Raw genomic sequence first — 18,468 nt, forward strand, 5'->3', positions numbered from 1 at the left:
CCGTGCGCACCCACTGACGGCCACTCGGTTCGGCGGCCGGCTCCGGCGGAGACCGCACACGAACAGCACGGTGCGCGCCTGGTGTGTCGGCACCGGGCGCGCACCGTGCTTCCCCCTCACCCCTCAGGAGCCTGGCGTCGGGCCCCGCGGTTCAGCGGGTCCCGACAGCCGCGCGGACGGCGCGGCGGGCCAGGGCGCAGTCGTCGTGCAGCCTCCTGAGCAGCAGCCGCTGCTCCTCGCCGTGCGAGAGCACACCGGGCTGCGGCTGATGGCCCGCGCCGGTGGGCGCGGCCTCGCGGATGGTGCGCTGGACGGCCGTCTCGTACGTACGGATCTCGCGGGTCAGCACCAGCATCAGGTTCACCAGGAAGGCGTCCCTGGCCGCGGGGCCCGCGGCCTGCGCCAGCTGGCTGATCTGACGCCGCGCCACCGGCGCCTCGCCCAGCACGGACCAGAGCGTCGCCAGGTCGTACCCGGGCAGATACCAGCCCGCGTGCTCCCAGTCGACCAGTACCGGGCCCGCCGGTGACAGCAGGATGTTGGAGAGCAGCGCGTCACCGTGGCAGAACTGGCCCATGCCCTGCCGGCCGCCGGAGTACGCGAGACCGTGCAGCAGTTTCTGGAGGTCGCCGAGGTCCCGGTCGGTGAAGAGACCGAGCTCGTGGTACCTGGCGATCCGGGAGGCGTAGTCGAGGGGCTGGCCGAACAGCCCGCCCGGCGGCCGCCAGGCGTTCACCCGGGTCACCGCGCCGAGCACGGCCCGCAGATCCGCACGCGGCGGGGTGTCCACGGGGTGGCGCTGAAGTGCCGCAGCCCGTCCGGCCATCCGCTCGATCACCAGGGTGCAGTTCTCGGGATCCGCGGCGATGAGCCGCGGAACCCGGACCGGTGGGCGGTGCCGGACGAACGTGCGGTATGTAGCTATTTCGTGGCGGAAGCTCTCCGCCCAGGCGGGGGACTGGTCGATCAGACACTTGGCAACTGCCGTCGCCCGCCCGGTCGTTCCGACGAGCAGAACCGAACGGCTGCTCCGGCGCAGTATCTGGACGGGGTTGAACTCCGGGCAGATGCGGTGCACCGAAGCGATCGCCATCCGCAGCTGCGCACCCTGGGGGCCGGACAAGTCGAGCCTCCCGCTGAGCGGTTGGGTGCCCGGTCCCGCCGCCCGCCGGATCCGCCCGGTGCCGAGCGCCGCAGCGGCGTGGGAGGGATCCAGGAACGGTCCGCCACCGGCAGGGAGGGAACGGTGCGGCCGGGATGGGGCGGACACGGAGGACGATGCTGTGTACATGGGGAAGACAGATCCCTTCGTGTGCCGACGGGTTACGTGCGCTGCCCGCCCCGGTGGCCGGTGCGTACCCTGGGGAGTACGGTCCGGCCACCGGGTCGGGGTGGCGCGTTCCTACCTCACAACGGCCTGCGGGTGGCACACCATCTGGCGGACCCTGGCGGACCCTGGCGAATAGTCGCGAGGCATCTGACACAGGGTTACTGTCGAACCAGCCGAGAACCTGGGGGCTTGACGTGACCGGAGAACCCAACACCCGCCTGGCAGACCTGTTCGGCCTGGCCGGCTGGTCCAAGGGCGAACTCGCGAGACTCGTGAACCGGCAGGCGGCCGTCATGGGCCACCAGCAGCTGGCGACCGACACCTCGCGGGTCAGGCGCTGGATCGACATGGGCGAGAGCCCGCGCGACCCGGTGCCGAAGGTGCTGGCAGCCCTGTTCACCGAGCGGCTCGGCCGTGTCGTGACCATCGAGGACCTCGGGTTCGTACGGCCTGGGCGCGCTGGGAAACGGCAGACCGCCGGGAACGCGGAAGAGACAGCGAACCCGGACGGCCTCCCGTGGGCGCCAGAACGGACGGCTGCGGTCCTCACCGAATTCACGGGAATGGACCTCATGCTCAACCGACGCGGCTTGGTGGGCGCGGGCGCTGCGCTTGCCGCAGGCTCCGCACTCAGCAGCGCCATGCACGACTGGCTCCACACCGATCCGGCCCTCGCTTCGGACGCCCCACGCATCGACCGCCCCCTGCACGCCGAGCCCGCCGCCTCCGACCGCTACGAGGCCGCGCCCATCGGGTCGCAGGAGATCGAGGCGCTGGAGCACTCCGTCGAGATCTTCCGCGCCTGGGACGCCTCACGCGGCGGCGGACTCCAGCGCAAGGCGGTCGTGGGCCAGTTGAACGAGGTGGGAGGCATGCTCTCCTACCACCACCCCGACTCCCTCCAGCGGCGCCTGTGGGGTGTCGCTGCCAACCTCGCCGTACTCGCGGGCTGGATGTCCCACGACGTCGGCCTCGAACCCACGGCCCAGAAGTACTTCGTCATCGCCGCCCACGCGGCGCGCGAGGGCGGCGACCGCCCACGTGCCGGTGAGGCGCTGTCCCGCGCCGCCCGTCAGATGGTCCACCTGGGCCGTCCCGACGAGGCGCTGGATCTGATGAAGCTCGCGCAGAGCGGCTCCGGCGAGCGCAACCTGCCGCGCACCCGCGCCATGCTGCACACCATCGAGGCCTGGGCGCAGGCTTCGCTGGGCCACGGCCAGGCCATGCGGCGCACGCTCGGTGAGGCCGAGGAGCTGTTCGTCTCGGACCGCGGCGACGAGCCCGCACCGAGCTGGATGCAGATGTTCGACGAGGCTGATCTCCACGGGATGCAGGCGCTGGCGTACCGCACACTGGCGGACCACGATCCGTCCGCTGCGGCCATCGCCCAGGGCCACGCCAAGCGGGCGCTCGAACTGCGGATCAACGGCCGTCAGCGCTCGAAGATCTTCGACTACATCTCGCTGGCCTCCGCCTGCTTCATCGCGGACGACCCCGAACAGGCCGACCGTTACGCCCGGCTGGCACTGGTGTCGATGGGGGAGACCTCGTCGCACCGCACCTGGGACCGGCTGCGTGAGATGTACCGGCTCACCGGGCAGTACGCGCGCCACGGGAGCATCCAGGAGCTGCGGGAGGAGATCCGGCTCGCCATGCCCCAGCAGGTGAAGCGTCCCCGGAACGCCCAGGCGTAACCGGGCGACGGGGAGACGGGCGGAAGGCGGCGGAGCGAGGAGGGGGTGTTCCCCTACGGGGTGCCGACGCGGGCGATCAGCACACAGGAGTCTTCCTGGCGTTCCGTGTGGCCGTACTGCTCGACGATCATGCGCATGCACTCCTGTGCGGTGCCGGCACCGGCGAACCGCGGTGCCAGTGCGAGCAGTCCGTCCTCGCCCGGTGCGTCCGCGCCGTGCGCGGTCAGTCCGCCGGTGTGCAGGACCAGCACGTCCCCGGTCCGCAGCTGCTCCTGCGCCTGTCCGTACGCCGTCCCGGGCATCGCTCCGAGCAGCACTCCGCTCGGCGGCGTGAGGGCGCACCCCGTTCCCCCGCGGAAGAGCAGGGGGGCGGGGTGCCCCGACTGGGCCCAGGCCAGGGTCTGTTCGACGGGGTCGTAACGGCAGCACACCGAGCTGCCCAGCGCGGGCTGCGCGGACGCTTCCAGAAGTTCGTTGAGATGACCCATGAGGGCGCCGGGGGCGATCCCGGCCACCGCCATTCCCCGCAGCGCGCCCAGCAGCATCGCCATCGCGGAGGTGGCACCCACGCCGTGGCCTGTCAGGTCCCCCACGGTGAGGAGCGACTGGCCGTCGGGGAGTGCCATCGCGTCGTACCAGTCGCCGCCGATACGGGAGGGCGCGGCGGACGGCAGATAGTGCGCCGCCAGGTCGAGTGCCGCCGGGCCGCCCTGCGGAAGCCGTACCGGGCCGCGCCAGGGCGGCAGTACGGCCTCCTGTAACTCGACGGCGACCTGGCGCTCGGTGCTGGCGATCCGCTCCCGGCGCTGGAGCGAGTCCTCCGTCTCGCGCACCGTGCGTTCACTGCGCCGCAGATCGCTGACATCGCGCAGTACGGCCCACATGGACGCCGTGCAGCCGTCGCTGTCGAGAACGGGCTCGCCCATCATGTGCAGGGTGCGGACGGTCGAGTCGGGGCGCCTGATCCGGAATTCGCCGTCGATCGGCTTCCCGTCGACCAGGCAGTCGGTGACCATCGCGGTGAGCCGCGTCTGGTCGTCGGGCAGTACCACGGAGGGGAGTTCGTCCAGGGAGAGCGGCCCGCTCTCCGGCGGGCGGCCGAAGATCTGGTACAGCTCGTCCGACCAGCTGACCTCGTCGGTGAGGAGATTCCAGTCCGCGCTGCCCACCCGGCTGAGCAGCGACGCCGGCCCGCCGCCGGACCCGGGGTGGGCATGGGCGCCGTGCCCGGAGGGTTCACCCGCGAACGGCTCCGCCCCGGCCGCCGGCAGCCCTTCCTTGAGCTGTCCCAGATGCGTGCCCAGATCGTCGAGGTGGTGGACGGCCAGGTCGCACAGCGCGCGCTGCCAGCGGCCCTGCACATCGTCGTCGTCCGCGCCGGCGTCACGCCGCACGGCGTCCATGTCCCCGCGCAGCAGGCGGGTCCGGGTGATGAGCGCGTCAACCGTGCCCCGCTCGGGTGGCTGGGGGGCGGGACGGTCCGCGAACACATGGGACGGCATGACGTACTCCGATACGGGCGCGGCGCGGCCAGGGCTGCGGGATGGACCGGTTACGACTGTTGCACAGGGAGCGAAGGCCCGTAAGGGAATTGGCAACACTCGATGCGGTGGTGCTTCTGGCATATGTCACCGGCTCGACGGGGGTGGGGCGGTGCCGGGGCGGGCCTCCGAGGCCCGGCGGCGCTGGGTGTCGCGTCTCACATACTCTGCCCGGTTGGGGATGGAACATCCAGGCTTGGTTCCCCGTTCCCCTTTATGTGGGAACGGAGCGGAGCGCCCAGGCGCCGACCCTCCGTCCCCGCGTACGGACCGCCCCGGCTGGCCTCCCCCGACCAGCCGGGGCTCTTCTGTATCCGGCGCGGTATCCCCTTGCGTGTCCGGTGCTGTATCCCGTTCCGCATGGCGTTCCGTATGGCGTGCGACCGGAATCATTTCGGCCATGGTCGACAGGGAATATGCCAGAGATATGGCCAGAACCCTATGGTGACAATGCGCCCGGAGTGACGATACTCGTTGACTGTGAAGGTTGAATTCCGCTCGATTCAACCGTGATCCACCAGCGAAAGGCCCGCACTTTCCGGCCGGGGATCGACCGGTCCTGGAGTGGGGCCCTGGCCGCGAACTGCCCTGGGGGAGTGGCTGTGCACGACGAATTCCTGTGCCATGTCACCGCGTACGGAGTCTGCGGTGGACGACGCGTCGGTGTGCCGCTCGGCACCTATCGCGCGCCCACTCTCCCGCTGGCCCTGTGGTGGCTGCGGGACCGGGCGACCTGGATCGCGGAACGGCTGGATCCCAGCCCCGGCCGTGACTGCTTCCCGGTCCGGGCGCTCTTCGAACTGCCCGCCGACGCCCCCGACGTACCAGGTGCTCTCCGCGCCTGGCGGGACGGCGGACCGCAACAGGACAAGGCCGCCGAAGTGCTGGCCGGCGGCGGTCTCATGCGATTCGCGATCAATGACGACACCACCGAGTACGAACTGCTCGCGGAATCGGTCGACGCACTGCGGATGCAGCGCGCAATTCCTTCGCTCGCCCCGGCGGGCGCCGAATCCGTACCGGAACACCGCAGCCCTCTGTCGGTGCATACGCAGGGCAGAGGGCGCGGTGACTTCGGTAATCCGCACCTGGCGGGTCTTCCCTCGGGGGCCGTTCTGCTGGCCACGCTGGACAGCTCCACCGTGGTCTTCAGCTCTGCGGCAGGATGACCGCGCGTCCCTTGATCTGTCCGGCGTGCAGCCTCTCGTAGGCGAGCGGGGCTTCGTCGATCGAGTACGTCTCCACATGGACGTCCACCGATCCGGCGCGCGCCAGATCGAGCACCTCGGTGAGTTCCGAGCGCGAGCCCCAGTAGGGCGCGGCCACCGACACCTCGAAGGCGAGTGTGCCGAAGCCGACCGGCAGCGTGCCGCCGCCGATCCCGACCAGCGCGACATCGGCCTCGATACCGGCCACCGCACCGGCCAGTGCCACCGTGGCGGGGACGCCCACGAAGTCGAAGACGGCCTGGGCGCCGAGCCCGCCGGTCAGCGCACGGACCTTGCCGGCCGCGTGCTCGTCGGAGAGCACCGCCTCGTGGGCGCCCACCGTCTTCGCCAGCGCGAGCTTGTCCTCCGTGACATCGAGCGCCACGACCCGCGCTGCGGACATCGCCCGCAGCAGCTGGATGGCCACGTGCCCGAGCCCGCCGGTACCGATGACCACAGCGGTGGAGCCGGGGGTGAGCTTCGCCAGCGAGCGCTTGATGGCGTGGTACGGAGTCAGACCGGCATCGGTGAGCGGCACGGCCCCGACCGGATCGAGGTCGCCGAGCGGCACCAGATGGCGCGGGCTGTCCACGATCATGTACTCGGCCATCGCGCCGGGGGAACCCAGGCCGGGCGGGCGGATGCCGAGTTCGGCGGCGCGCAGGCAGTAGTTCTCCTTGCCCTCGGCGCACTTGATACAGGTGCCGCAGCCCCACGGCCCGTAGACCGCGACGGACTCGCCCTCGGTGAGGCCGGTGACACCGGCGCCCAGCGCGGCGACCGTGCCGGCCCCCTCGTGCCCGAGAGTGAGCGGCAGGTCGTACGGCAGGCTCTCCGCGGGCCGGCTCATCACGGCGATGTCGGAGTGGCAGACGCCAGCGGCGGTGACCTTCAGGAGGACCTGTCCCGGTCCCGGCTCGGGGTCGGGGACGGTGACGACCTCGGGTGCGGCGCCGACGGTGCGGTACTGAACTGCTTTCATGGTGTGCTCCTCAGCTGAGCAGCGGGCCCGCCCCCGGTGTCGGCCCGCCGCGGTGATCGGTCAGCGCGCGGCGTAGCCGCCGTCGACGAGGTGGTAGCTGCCGTGGATGAACGAGGCGCGGTCCGAGAGCAGGAACGCCGTCAGCTCCGCCACTTCGTCGGCCGTCCCCAGACGGCCCGCCGGGTGCAGCGAGACGAGCTGCTCCCGCATCGGGTTTTCGGTGCCGTGCAGCAGCGGGGTGTCGATGAAGCCAGGACCGACGGCGTTGACGCGGATGTTCTGTGCGGCGTATTCGAGCGCCGCGGTCTTCGTCAGCCCGACGACGCCGTGCTTGGCGGCGACATAGGCGGGGGATCCCGCGAAACCGTTGGTGCCGAGGATGGAAGCCATGTTGACGATCGCGCCGCCGCCCGCCGCGAGCATCGCGGGCAGCTCGTACTTGAGCGAGTAGAAGACGCCGTTGAGGTTGGTGTCGATGACGCGCTGCCAGTCGGCCACCTCGTACTCACCGGTCGGCCGGCTATGGCCGCCGATCCCGGCGTTGTTCACGGCGAGGTGCAGTGCGCCGAAGGTGTCGGTGGAGTGCCGCACGGCACGCTCCACCGACGCGGGGTCGGTGACGTCCACGGTGACGGCGGTGGCGCGGGCCCCGGACGCCTCAAGACCGGCGGCGGCCTTGCGGGCGCCTTCCTCGTTGTAGTCGGCCACGACGACCGCGGCGCCGCCGCGGGCGAGCCGGCCGGCGATGGCCAGGCCGATGCCGGACGCGCCGCCGGTGACCAGCGCGGTCCGGCCGGCGAACTCATCTGTGGGGGTGGTGTTGCTCATGGTGCCTGTGTTCCTTTCGTGCTGTGCGCCGCGGTGGCGTCACGACAGAGGCAGTTCGCCGGTGAGTGCGGCGAACGCGGCATGAACGAGGCCGGGGAGAGCGTCCTGGCGGGAGCCCCGGACCCAGGCGGACTGGGCCGCCACGAGGGCCCCCGCACCCACGGCCACCAGAACGGCGGGGCGCAGGTCGTGCTCGTCGCGGATGCCCATCCGGGCGGCCAGGATCCGGATCGAGTCCGCCTGGGCCTCCACCCGGATGTGCTGGAAGGCCGCGTACAGCGTCGGCTCGCCGTCCGCGATCCGCATGAGTTCGAAGATCCTCGGGCGCCGGTGCCAGGCCGGGTGTGCGTCGTCCGTGAGCCAGTCGTCCACCGCGTTGCGGTAGGCCGCGAGCGGGGTCTCTTCGGCCGGCCGCCCGCTGAGGGCGGCGTTGATCCGGTCGCCGTCGGCCCGTACGGAGTCCAGCACCGCGTCCTCCTTGCTGGAGAAATACCGGCTGAACGTCCGGCGGGCGACGTCGGCGCGGTCGGCGATGTCCTCGACCGTGACGGCCTTGAGCCCACGGTCGCACACGAGGGTGCAGGCGGCTTCCGCAAGCGCTTCACGGGTGCGGCGGGCCTTGCGGCTCCGCCGGTCGTCGGTGGTTCCCGCATCGTTCATACATGCACCGTACACCTAAAAATGTCCCACTGGGACATGATGCCCAGTGGGACATTTCTGCGTGCACGGGTGCGCTCAAGTGCTCCGGTGCTGCTCGGGCGGGCCGGGGTTCCGGCGTTGCGGGCGGTGCCCGGTCAGCAGGCTCCCTTGTCCCGCCAGGCGCCCCAGTCGCCCGTGGTCCCCGGCTCCTCGTTCTGGGTCCACCACTGGGCCTGCCAGGTGTGTCCGCCGTGGGAGACCGTGTCGCCGCCCGTGTAGGTCGCGGTGCTGCTCCAGGCGGCCGCGGTGCAGGTGCCGCCGGGCGGTGTGGGGGAGGTGGAGACGGGTGGTGTCGTCGGAGGTGTGGTGGGTGGTGTTGCCCCGGCGAACGTCACCGCGTACTTGGCGAACTCCCAGTCCGTCTGCGGCACGCTGCTGCACGTTCCGGATGTGGTGCCGTTGTCCGGCGGGCTGCACTGGCGGTCGCGGTTGAGCGACCAGAAGGTGAAGCGGTCCATGTGGTGGCTGGTGGCGAAGTCCAGGACGGTCTGGAAGTCCGCCTGCTTGAAGTACTCGCCGGTGTCGCTGCGACCGTTCATGCCGGAGAAGCCCTCGTGGGCGTAGGCGGTCGCTTCGTCCCAGCCGAACGTGGACTGCAGGATGGTGTTGAAGTTGGTGAGCGCGCTCGTCTGCGAGGCGGCCCCGCTGAACCCCCCGTCGAAGGGCATGATCGAGAAGTTGTTGGGCGTGAACCCCTGCGACTTGGCCTCGTTCAGCATCTGCTTGCCGAACCAGCCGGTGCCGTCGGCCGTGCCCGCGGTGGTGACCGACACATACAGGCCGGGGTTGTTCTGCTGGAGGATCTTCGCCGCGCCGATCTCGTGCGCGACGGCCGCGGTGTTCTCGTACTCCGGCTCCTCCAGGTCGAAGTCGATCGCCTTCAGCTGGTACTTGGTGATGACCTGCTGGTACGCGGCGGCAGTCGATGCCGCGTCGGAGCATGCCTGGCCGAGCTTGGTGCCGCCGTACCCGCCGATGGAGACTGAGACGTCGCCGCCCTTGGCGCGGATCGAGCTGATGACGGAGCCCACCGCAGTGTCGGACGACACGGCAGATGTGCCACCCCAAGTCGGGCTGCAGCCCCCGCCGTTGGGGGCCAGGATGAACGCGAGCTGGAAGGCCTTGAGTCCGGTGGCGTCCATGATGGCACCGGCGTCGGGCGGGTTGTTGTCGGTGGGCATGAGGTAAGGGGCCGCCGCGTACCAGCGGTTGCTGAGCGCGGTGGCCCCGTTGGTGCCGGCGCCGGTGGTCGCTCCGGCCGCCTGGCCGGTGCTGAATGCGGCCAGCCCGGCGGCGGCCAGTGCGGCGGTCGCCACGCCGCAGAACAGGGCGCGGATGCGAATGCGTTTCATCTGACGGTCTCCTGAGTGGGGGAGTGGCCGCCAGAATCGGTGCCTGTCGGGTGCGCGTCAACGACTTGGACTAGACCATTGCCAATCCTTGGGGAACGCCGCTGCGGGGAAACGGCTTGAGCGGAGGGCCGGCGGGGCTTCAGTCCGCCGACAGCTCTTCACCGCACCGGGAGCAGAAACGCGCGCCGGACTCCTGCGCGAGGCGCCCGCAGCCGGGGCAGACCAGATGGAGCAGACATGCCGCTTCGCCGCCTCCGTACTCGACGGCGGAGGAGGCGGAGGCGGAGGCGGCAGTGGGAGCGGGGCCGACGGTGAGGCCGGGGCGGCGGCGGTGCACGGTGAGGTAGCAGAGCCCGTCCGGTCCGGCGGTGAGCGAGCGCCGGACGCCGTGCGGCAGCCAGACGACCGCGCCCGGCGCCAGCTCCTGGCGTCCCCCGGCCGTCTCCAGCAGCCCGCCGCCGCCGACCACGCACACGAGCACGTCGAGGTCCGGTTCCACATGTCCGGCGACCTCGGCGTCCGGCGCCAGCCGGATCACGTTCGAGTCCAGCTGCCGCCCCGGCTCGGCCAGCCGCCAGAGCGCACCCCGGTCCCCGTCGGAGGCGTCGCGGACGAGGCGGGCGGTGTCGGTGACGACACCGGGGGCGGGGGTGCTGGACAACGGATCCTCCTGCTGCGGACGTACGGCCGTCGCAGCGGAAATGCTACGCCCGCCCGGCGCAGTCAGGACCTGGTGAGCACCACCACGGGGATCTCACGCTCGGTCTTGGTCTGGTACTCGTCGTACGCGGGCCAGGCGGCAGCCATCTTCCGCCACATGTCCGGCTTCTCGCCGGGCTGCGCGGTCCGGGCGTGCGCAGTGAACCGGTCGCCCTTCACCTGCACCTGCACCTCGGGCTCCGCCTGGAGGTTCAGATACCAGGCCGGCGGCTGGTCGGAGCCGCCCTTGGAGGCGACGACCAGCACGTCGTCCCCGTACTCCTGGTAGATCAGCGGAGTGCTGCGCTGCTGGCCGCTCTTGCGGCCGGTGGTGGTCAGGATCAGGGTCGTCGTGCCCTGCCAGTCATGTCCCTCGGCGCCGTCGGTTGCGACGTAACGCTCGACATGCTCCTTGCCGAACAGCATCTCTGACCCCATTCGTTGTCGGAATCCTCAGGTACTCCGGTGCCCAACCTACGCCGCTGCGAGGCTGGTTCAGCCGCCGACGCCCAGGCGCTCGGGCACGCTGCCGGGTGTGTCCAGCTGCTGTGTCGTGTCCTGGTGGAGCAGCCCGATCAGCCGGTCCGCCTCGGCGCGCGTCAGATGGAGGAGCATGGCGTCCTCGGGATGCGCGGGACCGGGCGGGGCGATCACCAGCCGCGCGGTGCTCGCACCGGCCGAGTCGGTGGTGAAGGACGGCGGGAACGCCTGGCGCCAGTTGACGAGCGCGTCCCTGAGCCGGCCGTGCGGAGAGCTGAGATCGCGCGCGACCCAGCCTGTCGTCACCTGGGCGAGATGATCCAGTTTCTGAGAATTCGTCACCGTTCCATAGTGGCCGCACGGCCGTTGGCGCGCTCGCTGGAGGCACGCGGAGGGGTGACGCCACCTGGCAGAGCCCTGCCGGGCCCCTCGTCAGTACTCGGGCGGGCGCCCGGCCGACGGGACCTCCTCGGCCGGTGCGACCGGAGCCGGCGGTGTGCCGTCCCCGAACGGGCGGCCGCCGAGCTCCTCCCGGTAGTGCGGGGTGAACCAGCCGCTCAGGTCCGGGCCGAGCGGCACGATGCCGGTCGGGTTGATCCCCGTGTGCACCTGGTAGTAGTGCCGTTTGATGTGGTCGAAGTCGACCGTGTCACCGAAACCGGGTGTCTGGTACAAGTCCCTCGTGTACGCCCAGAGCACCGGGTCCTCGGTCAGCTTCGACCGGTTGCACTTGAAGTGGCCGTGGTACACGGCGTCGAACCGCACCAGTGTGGTGAAGAGCCGGATGTCCGCCTCGGTGATCGTGTCCCCCACCAGATAGCGCTGCCCGGTCAGCCGCTCGGACACCAGGTCGAGCCGCTGGAACACATCGCGGTAGGCGGCCTCGTACTCGCCCTGCTCCGACGCGAACCCGGCCCGGTACACCCCGTTGTTGACGTCGCGGTAGATCCCCTCCATGACCTCGTCGATCTCGCCGCGCAGCCGCTCCGGATACAGGTCGGGCGCACCGGTCCTGTGCAGCGCGGACCACTCGGTGGCGAGGTCCAGCGTGATCTGCTGGAAGTCGTTGGTCACCAGCTGCCCGCTGGGTACGTCGACGATCGCGGGGACGCTGACACCGCCGGGGTAGCCCGACTCCCGTGCGTCGTAGGCCTCGCTGAGGAAGCGGATGCCGAGGACCGGGTCCCGGCCGCCCGGGTCGAGGGTGAAGCGCCAGCTGCGGTCGTCCTGGATCGGGTCGGTGATGCCCAGCGACAGCGCGTTCTCCAGGCCGAGCAGCCGCCGTGACACGAGCGCGCGGCTCGCCCACGGGCAGGCCCTGCTGACCACCAGCCGGTACCGCCCGGCCTCGGCCGGCCAGCCGTCGCGGCCATCGGCGGTGATGCGGTCGGCGAAGTGGCTCCTCGACCGTTTGAACGGCTTCCTGCCGTATCCGGAGTTGCCGTCGTCGCCGCTGTTGCCGGTGTCGTCGCTGTCGGTGGGGTGGTTCATCACCGTGATCCTTCCCGTCGTCCGGTGCCCGGTGCCCGGTGTGCGGTCGCCCGGTCTCCTGCCCCCACACCCGTCGGCGGATACGCGGGAACCGTGCGACCCCCTCCAGGCTGACACCGTTCGCCCGCACCGCACAGCCGAAGGCGGTACGGGCCTCGGCAGGGCGGGGCGGCTGCCGCGCTCAGGAAGAAGCGCACTCAGAAAGAAGCGCGCTCAGGAAGAAGCGGGCACCGTGGCCCCCACCGGCTCCCTCCGGACCACGTCCACCAGCGACCGATCCGTGATCTTGAGGCTGGGCGACACCGCGAGGGTCAGGGTCGACACGCTCATGAACGGGTTGAGGTGGTCCCAGCCCCACTCCGTCAGCGCGGTCCGCACCGCACCCGACTGCGCGGCGATGTCCTCGGCCGGTGCCGGGGACATCACGCCCCCGACCGGCAGCGGCAGCCTGGCCGCCACCGTCTCGCCGTGTACGACGGCGACCCCGCCGCCGTCGGCGAGCACCGCGGCCGCGGCCTTCGCCATCGAGGTCCTGGACGTCCCCACGGTCACCAGGTTGTGACTGTCATGGGCGTACGTCGTCGCGACCGCGCCCGCACCCAGCTCCCGGCCGAGCAGCGGGGCGAAGACCGTACCGGAGCGGCCGTAGCGGTTCCGCACCCGGACCAGTGTCACCCGGCCCTCCCACTGCACCTCGCCGTCCTGGACCGGCAGTTCGGCCTCCGCGGCCTCGGTGTACGTGTCACGCGGGTTGACCCGCATCGCCCGGAAGCGGTGCATCCCGTCGGGGAGCTCCACCTGCCAGCGGAAGCCCTCCGGGGTCTGCGGCTCGACGTCGAACGTGCCGGACAGCGCACCGGCCACCGGCTCCGTCGCGTACACCGGTTTCCCGTCCCGTGCCACGGTCCGGCCGCCCGCGATCACCAGTGCCGGGTCGAACGCGGCCAGCTCGCCGCGGAGCAGGACCAGATCGGCCCGCTTGCCCGGAGCGACCACCCCGCGGTCGTACAGCCGCAGCCGCTGCGCCGGGTTCCAGGTCAGGGCGCGCAGGACGTCGACCGCGGGCAGCCCGGCCCGGACCGCGACGCGCGCGATGTGGTCGAGGTGGCCGGTGGAGAGGATGTGGTCGGCGGCCAGATCGTCGGTGACCAGGCACAGCGGCGGCAGCTGCGGCAGCGCAAGCAGCGCCTCGACGACCTCGGGGAGCAGGCACTTCTCCTGGAGCATCATCAGCATGCCCATCCTGGCCTTCTCCAGGACGACTTCGGTGCGGTTCTTGGTGTGGTCCGAGTCGACGCCGGTGGCCATGTACGCGCTGAGTTCGGCCCCGCTGAGGTTCGGGCAGTGGCCGTCGAGGATGACCCCGCGGTCGCGGGCCGCGCCCACGATGCCCCGCATCCGGGGTTCGTCGGCCACCACGGCCCGGTAGTCCATGACCTCGCCCAGCGCGATGACGCCCGGCCACTGGAGCATCGCGTCGATGTCGTCGGCGGAGAGACTGGCGCCCGCGTGCTCCAGGCCTTCGAGCGCGGGAACACAGGACGGCACACCCCAGAGCTGGGTCTGCGGAGTGCCCTGCCCGGCCTCGGTCATCCAGCGCATCGCCTCGGCGCCCGCGACATTGACGATCTCGTGCGGGTCGGCAAGGACCGTCGTCGTCCCGCGGGCCAGCGTCAGCCCGGCGAAGGTCTGCGGGGTGAGGAACGAGCTCTCGATGTGCATGTGCGCGTCGACGAAGCCGGGCACGACGAGCATCCCGGTGGCGTCCACCTGCTCCCGCGCGTCGCCGGGCGCGCCGGGCGGCAGCACACCGGTGATGCGGTCGCCGCGCAGCAGGACATCGGCTGCGAACTCCTCACCCGTGAAAGTGGACACCACCCGGCCGCCGCTGATGCGGACGTCGTGCGGTTCCGGCAGGTGCTGCTGGTCAGTGGTCATGCGGTAGGTGCTCCTCAGCGAGCCGTCGGAGTCCAGGACCTCTGCCCCGAACCCTCGGGGCGGCGGGGTCAGGGGACGAGTGTGTAGAAGTAGTAGCCGAGCGGGATCATCACGATCCACAGCCCGAGCGGGATCTCCCGGAACCGGCCCGCGGCGGCCTTGACCAGGACGTGGGCGGCGAGGCCGACGGCGATCCCGGTGCCGAAGTTGCCGAAGAAGATGGTCGTCGCGACGACCAGCGCGGCCGGGATCGCGTCCGTCGGGTCCCGGAAGTCGACGTTGCGCAGAGCGCCGAGCATGCTCAGACCGATGTACATCAGCACCGGAGCGGTCGCGGCCGACGGGATCAGGGTGGCGAACGGTGTGACGAGCAGCAGCGCCGCGAAGCCGAGCGCCGCGTACACCGAGGTGAGGCCCGTACGGCCGCCGCTGTCCGCGCCCGCCGACGACTCCAGATACGCGGTCATGCTGGGCGCGCCGAGTCCGGCGCCGCCGATCACCGCGCCCGAGTCGACGTAGAACGGGCGCCGGATGCCCGGGACGTTGCCGTCCTTGTCGGTCAGACCGGCCCGGCCGGCCACGGCGAGCAGCGTGCCCGTCATGGAGAAGAACTCCGAGACGAAGAAGGCGAAGATGTACGGGAAGTACGCGGGCTTCAGCGCGCCCAGGATGTCGACGTGGAACATGACGGGACCCGGGCCGGCCGGCGCCCCGAAGAAGTGACCGGGCAGCTCGGTCACCCCGCACGGGATGCCCGCCAGGGTCACCACGGCCATGGTGATGAGGAACGCGCCCGGCACCTTCCGGGTCACCAGGGCCGTCAGCAGCACCAGGCCGCCGAGCGCGAGCAGGGCCGCCGGCTGCGAGATGTCGCCGATGCTCAGCGAATTGCCCGCGGGCTTCGCGATCACCAGCCCGCTGTCGCGGAAGCCCAGCAGGGCGATGAAGAGCCCGAGGCCGCCGCTGATCGCGTACTTGAGGTTGAGCGGCATCAGCCGGGTGATCAGGTCGCGGATACCCAGGGCGGTGAGCACCAGGAACGCCACACCGGACCAGAACACCATGCCCAGTGCGGAGCTCCAGGGGACCCCGTCCTGGCCGACGATCGTGACGGCGAGCAGCGCCACCCCGCCGAGACCGGGGGCGAGGACGAACGGCAGGTTCGCGAACAGGCCCATCGCGAGCGTGGCCAGCACGATCGCGATGATCACGGCGGTGGTGACCGGGCCGAGCGGGAGGCCGGCCTTTGCCAGCTGGCCGGGCACGACCACCGCCGCGTAGGCGGCCGCGACGAACATGGAGAGGCCGGCGACGGCCTCGGTCCGTGGTGTGCTGCCGCGCTCGCGGATGTGGAACACCCGTTCCAGCAGCGAGGAGCGTGGCCCTGGGGCGTGCGCGTCCTGAACGTCGGGCGCGTCCTGTACGTCGGGCGCGTCGGGTCGGTGCATGAGTACCTCGGCAGGATGAGGGGGCGAGGCCGGTGTTCCGGGTCTTGTGCACATCTCCGGCGCGACTCCGCTGTGCCGCGCCGCCGGACTTTCTGCAACCGGTCTCTGTAACCGGTTGCAGAGACCGGTTGCGGATAGGATGGCACGACCAGGCCGCCACGTGAACCCCGTGATCGGTCACACTGCGGTCACACGGTCCGTACGGAGGCGCGTGCCGACGGCCGACCCGTACGGCGGACGGAGGGGGATCCGACGATGGCGACGCTGGCTGACGTGGCCCGTGCGGCAGGTGTGTCCAAGGCCACGGCCTCCCGTGCGCTGATGCGCCCGGAGATGGTCGCCGAAACCACGCTCCAGCGGGTGCGAGGCGCCGCGGAACGTCTCGGCTTCCACCCGAATCCGGCCGCCCGCGCTCTGACCACCGGGCGTACCGGCATGGTCGGACTGATCGTACCGACCCTCGCCAACCCGTTCTTCGCACCGCTGGTCCTGGGCGCTCAGCAGGCCGCCGAGGAGACCGACAGTCATCTGCTGCTCACCGTCTCCGAGTACAGCGCCGAACGTGAGGCGGCGCTCGCCGACCGGATCTCCGAGCAGGTCGACGGTCTGATCATGGTCGCGCCCGTCGGCTCGGACGCGGCGCTGCGCGAGCGGGCCCGCCGCCGCCCGCTGGTCCTGGTCGACCGCCGCTCCGGCCGGCTGCCCGCCGTCGTCCTCGACACGGCATCCGGCACGTCCGCCCTGGTCCGGCATCTGCTCGACCTGGGGCACCGCGACATCGCGTATGTGTCGGGTCCGTCCGGGTCCTGGGCCGACGCGCAGCGCCGCGCTGCCATGGCGGAGCAGGCTGAGGCCGCCGGAGCGCGGCTGCGGGTGCTCGGGCCGCTGCCGCCCACCTTCGACGCGGGGATCGGGGCCGCCGGGGCGCTGCCGTCCGGGGCGACCGCGGTGATCGCGTACAACAGTTATCTGGTGCTCGGCCTGCTGCACGGTCTGAAGGCGGCCGGTGTCCGCGTCCCCGAGGACATGAGCCTGGCCGCGGCCGACGACCTCACGGCGCTCGGGGCGACATCCCCGGCCGTCACCGCGCTGGGTGTCCCGGTCGGTGAGGCGGGCGCGCTCGCGGTGACCCGGCTGCTGGAGGTCTGCGCGGGCAGCCGAAGGACCGTCGTGACCGAGCTGCCGACCGTGCTCCACCGCCGGGAGTCGACGGCCGCACCGGAGCGCCTGGCGGACGGTTCCCGTTCGGGCTGACACGGTCCGGACTGATCACGGTCCGAGCTGGTCACGGTCCGGACTGATCACGGTCCTAACTGGTCACGGTTCGGGCTGATCAAGTTTCGGACCGGTCGGGGGTCCGGGCTGATCGCGGTTCGGCGGGAGTCGATCCGCCGGCAGAGGATCGGCCGGCAGTCGATCGGCCGGCAGTCGTTCCTCCGGTGGACGGTCTGATCGTCCGCATCCGTCCGAACGCGTAGACGCACCCGGCCAGCGACAGGTCGGAGAGCAGCATGAAGCCGATCGAGTAAGTGCCCTTGGCGCTGTAGATCGCCCCCATGACCAGGGGCGGAACGAAGCCGCCCAGTCCGCCCATCGCCCCGACGATCCCGGTCACGCTGCCCACCTGGGGCTGCGGGGTGACCTGGGAGACCAGGGCGAACACACTGCCGCTCGCTGTGCCGAGGCCCGCCGCCATGAGGAGCAAGCAGACGGTGCCGGTGGGGTTCAGCTGCGGATCGAAGGCCTGGACGATCGCCATCAGCGCGACCAGGGCGAGGGCGCCCGCGGTGACGACGGCGGGGTGGATCAGGTCGGCGAGGCGTCCGCCGACGGGCCGGAAGACGACGGTGACGAGCGCGAATCCGGCGGCCTTGGTACCCGCGTCGGTGGGGGAGAGGTTGTACCAGGTCTTCAGATACGTGGGCAGATAGACGCCGAACGCCACGATCCCGCCGAACCCGATCGCGTACAGCGCCGACAGCTCCCACGTCACCCGCAGCCGTCCGGCGCTGCCGAGCCGGGTCGCCAGCGTGGTGGTGGGCACCTGCCGGTCCGGATGGTCGGTGATCAGCAATGCGCCGAGCACGGCGAACGCGGCCAGGGCGATCGCCACCACGATGAACGGCAGGTTGACGCCGTGCTCGGCGATCCGCGTCGTGAAGTAACCGGAGAGGGCGACTCCGCCCATGCCCATACCGAACACACCGAGCGCCAGGCCCCGTTCGGCGGGCGGGAACCAGGAGTTGACCAGCGGGATGCCGATCGCGAAGGTCGTACCGCCGAGCCCCAGCAGAAAGCCGACGGCGAGCAGCGCGCCGTACGAGTTCTTCGCGGGGATCAGCAGCAGCACCGGCACGATGGTGAACGCCGTGACCAGCGGGAACATCACCTTCGCGCCGTACCGGTCGGTGAGTGCGCCGACCGGGATCCGGCCCAGTGAGCCGACGATCACGGGCGCGGCGACCAGCAGCGACTGTTGAAAGGAGCTGAGCCCGAGCCGGTCCTTGTAGTCGCTGCCCAGCGGTGCGATCAGGGACCACGCCCAGAAGGTCAGAGTGAAGCCGATTGTCGCGAGCACCAGGTTCCGGTACGCGGATGCGGTGGGTTTCGTGGGCGCCGTGGGTGCGGGCGGCGGGGTGGCGATGGGTGTTGCGGTGCCCATGTTCCTCCGGCTTCCTCTGCGCTGCCTATTTGCGAGGCTCGGGTTCTTTCCGAGGCTCGGGGCGGCCGTGGAGTACCGCCACTTGGCGCACCCGAATGGATCTGTACGGACAGGCG

15 protein-coding genes and 1 pseudogene are annotated in these 18,468 nt (G+C 71.2%); 3 read left to right on the forward strand and 13 right to left on the reverse strand.

What is annotated here, in order from left to right; translation table 11 throughout:
* Nucleotides 1-151: 151 nt before the first annotated feature.
* The gene (locus OG385_RS31925) at nucleotides 152-1,291 is read right to left on the reverse strand and encodes an aminoglycoside phosphotransferase family protein (RefSeq protein ID WP_266860092.1); all 1,140 of its coding nucleotides are present in this window, start codon (nucleotides 1,289-1,291) and stop codon (nucleotides 152-154) included.
* 233 nt (nucleotides 1,292-1,524) lie between these two features.
* Here OG385_RS31925 and OG385_RS31930 point away from each other — a divergent pair, with 233 nt between their 5' ends.
* Nucleotides 1,525-3,024, forward strand: a complete 1,500-nt coding sequence (locus OG385_RS31930) for a hypothetical protein (RefSeq protein WP_266860094.1) — start codon at nucleotides 1,525-1,527, stop codon at nucleotides 3,022-3,024.
* Nucleotides 3,025-3,077: 53 nt separating this feature from the next.
* Here the strand turns inward: OG385_RS31930 and OG385_RS31935 are convergent, their stop codons facing one another.
* Entirely contained in the window at nucleotides 3,078-4,526 is a 1,449-nt protein-coding gene (locus OG385_RS31935) for a PP2C family protein-serine/threonine phosphatase (RefSeq protein WP_266860096.1), read from the reverse strand.
* Between the two features lie 641 nt (nucleotides 4,527-5,167).
* On the opposite strand from OG385_RS31935, the pseudogene OG385_RS31940 reads away from it, so the two are divergent.
* Nucleotides 5,168-5,560: pseudogene (locus tag OG385_RS31940) on the forward strand (hypothetical protein); the annotation flags it as partial.
* A gap of 154 nt (nucleotides 5,561-5,714) precedes the next feature.
* Here the strand turns inward: OG385_RS31940 and OG385_RS31945 are convergent.
* The 10 genes from OG385_RS31945 to OG385_RS31990 all read right to left on the reverse strand — a co-directional run bounded on the left by OG385_RS31945 (nucleotide 5,715) and on the right by OG385_RS31990 (nucleotide 15,690).
* Complete coding sequence (locus OG385_RS31945; protein WP_266860098.1) at nucleotides 5,715-6,755, reverse strand: NAD(P)-dependent alcohol dehydrogenase; 1,041 nt, start codon at nucleotides 6,753-6,755, stop codon at nucleotides 5,715-5,717.
* A 60-nt stretch (nucleotides 6,756-6,815) separates the two neighbouring features.
* Entirely contained in the window at nucleotides 6,816-7,583 is a 768-nt protein-coding gene (locus OG385_RS31950) for an SDR family NAD(P)-dependent oxidoreductase (protein WP_266860099.1), read from the reverse strand.
* Between the two features lie 39 nt (nucleotides 7,584-7,622).
* Nucleotides 7,623-8,243, reverse strand: a complete 621-nt coding sequence (locus OG385_RS31955; RefSeq protein WP_266860101.1) for a TetR/AcrR family transcriptional regulator — start codon at nucleotides 8,241-8,243, stop codon at nucleotides 7,623-7,625.
* A 134-nt stretch (nucleotides 8,244-8,377) separates the two neighbouring features.
* On the reverse strand, nucleotides 8,378-9,634 hold the full coding sequence (locus OG385_RS31960; protein ID WP_266860103.1) for a chitinase: 1,257 nt from the start codon (nucleotides 9,632-9,634) through the stop codon (nucleotides 8,378-8,380).
* Between the two features lie 139 nt (nucleotides 9,635-9,773).
* Nucleotides 9,774-10,295, reverse strand: coding sequence for a hypothetical protein (locus OG385_RS31965; protein WP_266860105.1), 522 nt, complete (start codon nucleotides 10,293-10,295; stop codon nucleotides 9,774-9,776).
* Between the two features lie 62 nt (nucleotides 10,296-10,357).
* Nucleotides 10,358-10,771 (reverse strand): nitroreductase family deazaflavin-dependent oxidoreductase, encoded by a 414-nt coding sequence (locus OG385_RS31970; RefSeq protein WP_266860106.1) that lies wholly within the window; start codon nucleotides 10,769-10,771, stop codon nucleotides 10,358-10,360.
* A 57-nt stretch (nucleotides 10,772-10,828) separates the two neighbouring features.
* Nucleotides 10,829-11,155 carry a hypothetical protein gene (locus tag OG385_RS31975; RefSeq protein ID WP_266860107.1) on the reverse strand — a complete coding sequence of 109 codons (327 nt, stop codon included), beginning with the start codon at nucleotides 11,153-11,155 and terminating at the stop codon, nucleotides 10,829-10,831.
* A 90-nt stretch (nucleotides 11,156-11,245) separates the two neighbouring features.
* Complete coding sequence (locus OG385_RS31980) at nucleotides 11,246-12,304, reverse strand: glutathione S-transferase family protein (RefSeq protein ID WP_266860109.1); 1,059 nt, start codon at nucleotides 12,302-12,304, stop codon at nucleotides 11,246-11,248.
* 213 nt (nucleotides 12,305-12,517) lie between these two features.
* Complete coding sequence (locus OG385_RS31985; RefSeq protein WP_266860111.1) at nucleotides 12,518-14,242, reverse strand: adenine deaminase C-terminal domain-containing protein; 1,725 nt, start codon at nucleotides 14,240-14,242, stop codon at nucleotides 12,518-12,520.
* A 68-nt stretch (nucleotides 14,243-14,310) separates the two neighbouring features.
* A complete protein-coding gene (locus tag OG385_RS31990; protein ID WP_266860113.1) occupies nucleotides 14,311-15,690 on the reverse strand; it encodes an NCS2 family permease in 1,380 nt (459 codons plus the stop codon).
* Between the two features lie 255 nt (nucleotides 15,691-15,945).
* On the opposite strand from OG385_RS31990, the gene OG385_RS31995 reads away from it, so the two are divergent.
* On the forward strand, nucleotides 15,946-16,944 hold the full coding sequence (locus OG385_RS31995) for a LacI family DNA-binding transcriptional regulator (protein ID WP_266860115.1): 999 nt from the start codon (nucleotides 15,946-15,948) through the stop codon (nucleotides 16,942-16,944).
* Between the two features lie 79 nt (nucleotides 16,945-17,023).
* Here OG385_RS31995 and OG385_RS32000 read toward each other — a convergent pair whose 3' ends face one another.
* On the reverse strand, nucleotides 17,024-18,352 hold the full coding sequence (locus OG385_RS32000) for a NarK/NasA family nitrate transporter (RefSeq protein WP_266860117.1): 1,329 nt from the start codon (nucleotides 18,350-18,352) through the stop codon (nucleotides 17,024-17,026).
* Between the last annotated feature and the right edge of the window lie 116 nt (nucleotides 18,353-18,468).

The organism is Streptomyces sp. NBC_01306, from assembly GCF_026340465.1.
In the GTDB taxonomy this organism is placed as follows: domain Bacteria; phylum Actinomycetota; class Actinomycetes; order Streptomycetales; family Streptomycetaceae; genus Streptomyces.